This window comes from Burkholderia sp. LFS061, from assembly GCF_047978125.1.
Taxonomy (GTDB): domain Bacteria; phylum Pseudomonadota; class Gammaproteobacteria; order Burkholderiales; family Burkholderiaceae; genus Burkholderia; species Burkholderia pyrrocinia_C.
The window spans coordinates 1-4,832 of record NZ_JBFPFS010000093.1; the positions used below are offsets into that span (position 1 = coordinate 1).

Genomic DNA, 4,832 nt, shown 5'->3' on the forward strand with positions numbered 1-4,832 from the left:
GTTGCCTTCGTCGGCGCGTGTGGCGCAATCAGCGCCATGAATTCCTTCCACGGCACCACACGCTCCATCTCGTCGAGAAATACGCGTTTGCGCGTCCGCCGGATCGTCAGGCCAAGGTTCAGGTCGGTCTGTTTCATGTCCTGATTGTCCACGGCAACCGACCTGTTGAACATGCGGGCCTTCGCCAGTTTTGAACACCATCCTTAGCTTTTATCCAATAGAAATCTCTCCGGATCTTGCGCGTCCGCGATCCATCGAGGCGCCCGACCTCTACCGCTCCAGGTCGCGCCGGTTTCAGGGTTCATATATTTTGGTGAAGCTTTGGATCGCTTCATTGCTGATCCGACGAATGGAAATATATCACGCGGCTCCAACCCATATTCAGCGACCTTGCTTCTAATTTGCGATATAACGGTAGTCGCCTCAGATTTTCTGGCAAATTCGACCTTAAGCTTAAGGTCATCAAGCTGATTTTTTAGCTCAGTGTAGCCCTGCATCATTTTCTCCGAAACTAATTTTGGCAACAATTATCTCGCCTGGAACTCATTGCCACAATAGCGCGGCATCACCCACACGAAAATAGGAATGATCTTAATGGATGGCAAATTTGAGGTTAATTAGACAAAATTAATCATGGCTTACACCCAAGCACAAAGTGTAACGCATTCCCTGTAGGAGGTTGCTATGCCAGATGCGAAAAACTATAGGTTTCTGAGCATCTAAGAATGCGCAATGATTATGGTTGAGCGCTGATGTTGTAGCAATCTTGGGACGATGGCGCGACGTTTTGGGCCGCAGTACGTGACTCATGCATTCCGCGCCTCAAAGTAGACCAAGCGCATCCCGCATACTGAACAGGCCAATTGACTTTTCGGCGAGAAAGCGGACCGCGCACAGCGCGCCCTGCGCGTACGACACGCGGCTCGATGACTTGTGCGTGATCTCGATGCGCTCGCCGATCCCGGCGAACAGCACGGTGTGATCGCCGACGATGTCGCCGCCGCGCACCGCGGCAAAGCCGATCGACGACGGATCGCGTTCGCCCGTCACGCCGTGGCGGCCGTACACCGCGCAATCGTCGAGCGAGCGCCCGAGCGCGCCGGCGACGGCTTCGCCCATCATCAGCGCGGTGCCCGACGGCGCATCGACCTTGTGGCGGTGATGCGCCTCGATGATCTCGATGTCGTAGCCGTGCGAGAAATGCTTGGCCGCGAATTCGAGCAGCTTCAGCGTGACGTTCACGCCGACACTCATGTTCGCCGCGAACACGATGCCGATCTTGCCCGCGGCGGCCTGCAGTTCGGCCTTCTGCTCGGCGGTGAAGCCGGTCGTGCCGATCACGAGCTTCACGTCGTGGCGCAGCGCGGCCTCGACGTGCGCGATCGTGCCTTCCGGGCGCGTGAAATCGATCAGGTAGTCGGCCTGCGCGAACACGGCGTCGAGGTCGTCGGTCAGCTTGATCCCGGTTTCCTTGCCGAGGAACGCGCCCGCGTCCTGGCCGAGGAATGGCGAATCGGCGCGGTCGAGTGCGCCGACGAGCTGTGCGTCGGGATCGTTGAGAACGGCTTCGATTAGCATCCGGCCCATTCGGCCCGATGCACCAGCAATAGCAATATTCATGGCGACAAGTAGACAAAGTTAAAATACGGTTACTACAGGAAGAACGCCTTTATTCGATTCCCGCTGTATACAGACATCCAAGGCACTCGCAAGGCATCCACAAAAATTGGACCGCAGCACTAGAAGCCCATCTCGCTGCGTTATTTCGCCTGAGCCGGCGACCTCACCGCGAAGGGCGTCTCGAGTACCTCGCCATCGGAGAACTTCAAGCGCAACCGCACAAGCCCCCCCCGGCTTAACCGTGTGCTTCGGTTCTTCGAGCATGAAGTGATAGCCACCCGGAACGATGTCAATTTTGCTGTGCGGCGGGATCGTCAACGCAGCTACCATTTCCATCGCCTGCGTTGAACCGTTCGACGCCGTATGGTGCATACATTGCAATTCCGTAATCGGGACTGTTAACGTCAATGAGATCGACCGGTTTGTCGCTCGCGTTGACAAGCGTCACGTAGCCGCCAACCACCGCACCCACGCATTCTCGGCGGCGATCGAATCAGCTGCGTAAACGTGGGTAAAAACTGGTAGCGCAGCGACGAAAGCGAGAATTTTAAGAATCATCTTCGCAATTATGGTTTAATATTGAATATGGCAATCAGAGTATGTTGGCGACGGCGAACCCCCATCGATTATCCTTGGATCGAATTTAACTGTTAGACAATTCTGCGCCACTTCGATTTCGGCGAAGCCTTCCCCTCTCCATTGATTGGTTAAAGATTTTTTCCAGCTCCCGATCCGAGAATGTGCCAGCAACAGTTTTTGCATAGGCGTGGTGGCGATCGGACAGCGGAGCAGACAGCGCCATTGCGTCCAGATACCGCAGCAAGGCAATTTTCTTGTGGCCGAGCGTCATGCTATGTTCGTAGAGCAAACGCGCTGCCGTCGGGTCACTCACTCTTAACGTTTGCCGAACCAAAGCCCTAGTATCGATTCGCTTCATGAATGCTGAATTCCGTATCGCTCGAAGAAACTAACTAGGCCGAAGGTTATCAACAGAGCTTGACTAAGCGACTTTGCCGCCGCCGCCCCTTACTCTGGATAAAATGCATCGCAAAAACACAGAATTCTCACGCTCGGCGGGCGTGGGGGGCTCGCGCAACCCATTGCATTCACAAATTGCGTACCAAGAAGCGAAGACTACTGCGATGAACCAACCGCCGATCGAAATGTGATCTGTGCGCAAACTCCTGTCGCCCTCAACAGGCCGCGACTGTGGATCGCTCTACGCCAGGAACACGGCTAATCCGTAGCACCCTGCATTCTCAACGACGCTATTGCAGCACATCGGAGCAGTCGTTGATCGCGAGAAGTGTCTTGTTTGTCGGATTTGCAATTTATGTGACCCGCTCCCGGCGTTTAATACGGTGACGGTGTAGAGTCCGTTCCAGAGATGACCCTGAGAGGTGGCCGCGCAAATTCGGACAGCCGGATAAGTAGAACGTCCGGGGCCTGAGCCAGCGATAATGCTGGCAAAGGAACCGGAAAGATGACGAAGAGAACCCGACGGACGCACTCAGCGGCGTTCAAAGCGAAAGTGGCCCTGGCGGCGGTCAAGGGCGAGCGCACGCTGGCCGAACTGGCGCAGCAGTTCGATGTGCACCCGAACCAGATCACGGAGTGGAAGCGGCAACTGCAGGAGCGTGCGGCGGATGTGTTCGGCGCGGCCGGTCCACCGTCGAACGAGCCGCCGGTGGACGTGAAAACGCTGCACGCGAAGATCGGACAGTTGACGCTGGAGAACGATTTTTTGTCAGGAGCGCTCGGCAAAGCCGGACTGCTGAGCGCAAAGCGATGATTGACCGTACGCATGCGCTGCCGGTTTCGCGACAGACGCGACTGGTTGGCATCGCGAGATCGAGCGCGTATACCGGGCGCAGCCAGTGAGCGAGGCGGATCAGTTGCTGATGCGGCGCATCGACGAACTGCACATGAAGTAATGAGATGGTCACCCCCACCGCTGCAAGCGGACTACGCTGTAGGGTGTTTTCTGGAGAGACCATCATGCAAGACGTGACACTGGTAGGAATCGATCTGGGAAAACATTCGTTTCATCTTCACGGTCAGGATCGGCACGGCAAAGCCGTGTTTCGCAAGAAGGTGGGACGGAAGCAGCTCCTGGAGTTTTTCGCCAAGTTCCACGCCTGCACAGTGGTCATGGAGGCGTGCGCCGGTGCGCATCACATGGCTCGCAAGCTGGTCAGCTTCGGGCACCGGGTCAAGCTGATCTCGCCGCAGTTCGTGCGGCCTTTCGTCAAGGAGCCTGTCAGATTTTTAGTGTGCCGAGGTCATGAGACGATAACGGAACTAACGTCCTATGACCGATGCAACAGTGACCAAGAAGAGCAAGAACCCGAAGGCATCGAAGCTGTTTCCCGATGAGCTGATCGATCAGTTGCTTGCCCAAGTTCAGGGCAAGGATGTCGAGTCGATCCTGGGCGAATCGGGGCTAGCCGGCCAGCTCAAGAAGCAGCTGGCCGAGCGCATGCTCGCGGCCGAGTTGAGCCACCATTTGGAAGCCGAGACCGAGCAAGGCAAGGCCGGCAACCACCGCAACGGCACGAGCCCCAAGACGGTCCTGACGCCCAACGGCGAACTGAAGCTGGATATTCCGCGCGATCGGCAGGCGACGTTCGAGCCACAGTTGGTCGGCAAGTATCAACGCCGGCTGCCGGGCTTCGATGACCACGTCATCAGCATGTATGCACGCGGCATGAGCGTTCGCGAGATTCAGGGCCATCTGCTGGAACTGTATGGGCTGCAGGTGTCGCCCGACCTGATTTCCACGGTCACCGACGAGGTGCTGGCCGACGTCGAGCAATGGCAGCAACGCCCGCTCGAGGCCATGTATCCGATCGTGTACTTCGACGCGCTGCGGCTGAAGATCTGCGACGAAGGCACGGTCAAGAACAAGGCGGTCTATCTGGCGCTGGGCATCCGTGCCGATGGTCGCAAGGAAGTGCTGGGTTTGTGGATCGAGCAAACCGAAGGCGCCAAGTTCTGGCTGAAGGTCTTCAACGAACTGAAGAACCGCGGCTTGCACGACATCCTGATCGCGGTGGTCGACGGTTTGCGCGGCTTCCCCGAAGCGATCGAGGCGGTCTATCCGGCCGCCCAGATCCAGACCTGCATCGTGCATCTGATCCGCAATTCGCTGAATCTGGCGAGCTGGAAAGACCGCAAGCCGCTGGCTGCCGCGATCAAGCCGATTTACCAGG

General features: G+C 57.1%; 4 protein-coding genes and 4 pseudogenes. 3 read left to right on the forward strand and 5 right to left on the reverse strand.

The features are described from left to right. The 5 genes and pseudogenes from ACNQQL_RS35555 to ACNQQL_RS35575 form a co-directional block, all read right to left on the reverse strand. A pseudogene (locus ACNQQL_RS35555) lies at positions 1-137 on the reverse strand (IS5/IS1182 family transposase); the annotation flags it as partial. Between the two features lie 66 nt (positions 138-203). Then, the gene (locus tag ACNQQL_RS35560) at positions 204-497 is read right to left on the reverse strand and encodes an H-NS histone family protein (protein ID WP_347069429.1); all 294 of its coding nucleotides are present in this window, start codon (positions 495-497) and stop codon (positions 204-206) included. A gap of 325 nt (positions 498-822) precedes the next feature. Next, positions 823-1,620 (reverse strand): 4-hydroxy-tetrahydrodipicolinate reductase, encoded by a 798-nt coding sequence (gene dapB / locus ACNQQL_RS35565; protein WP_347069431.1) that lies wholly within the window; start codon positions 1,618-1,620, stop codon positions 823-825. Between the two features lie 140 nt (positions 1,621-1,760). Further along, positions 1,761-2,178, reverse strand: a pseudogene (locus ACNQQL_RS35570) (copper chaperone PCu(A)C). A gap of 85 nt (positions 2,179-2,263) precedes the next feature. Next, positions 2,264-2,470, reverse strand: coding sequence for a hypothetical protein (locus ACNQQL_RS35575; protein ID WP_347069433.1), 207 nt, complete (start codon positions 2,468-2,470; stop codon positions 2,264-2,266). Positions 2,471-3,103: 633 nt separating this feature from the next. On the opposite strand from ACNQQL_RS35575, the pseudogene ACNQQL_RS35580 reads away from it, so the two are divergent. The 3 genes and pseudogenes from ACNQQL_RS35580 to ACNQQL_RS35590 all read left to right on the forward strand — a co-directional run. After that, positions 3,104-3,551, forward strand: a pseudogene (locus ACNQQL_RS35580) (transposase); the annotation flags it as partial. 67 nt (positions 3,552-3,618) lie between these two features. After that, positions 3,619-3,873: pseudogene (locus tag ACNQQL_RS35585) on the forward strand (IS110 family transposase); the annotation flags it as partial. Between the two features lie 58 nt (positions 3,874-3,931). Further along, the coding region (locus ACNQQL_RS35590; protein WP_347069435.1) for an IS256 family transposase at positions 3,932-4,832 on the forward strand (901 nt) is incomplete at its 3' end.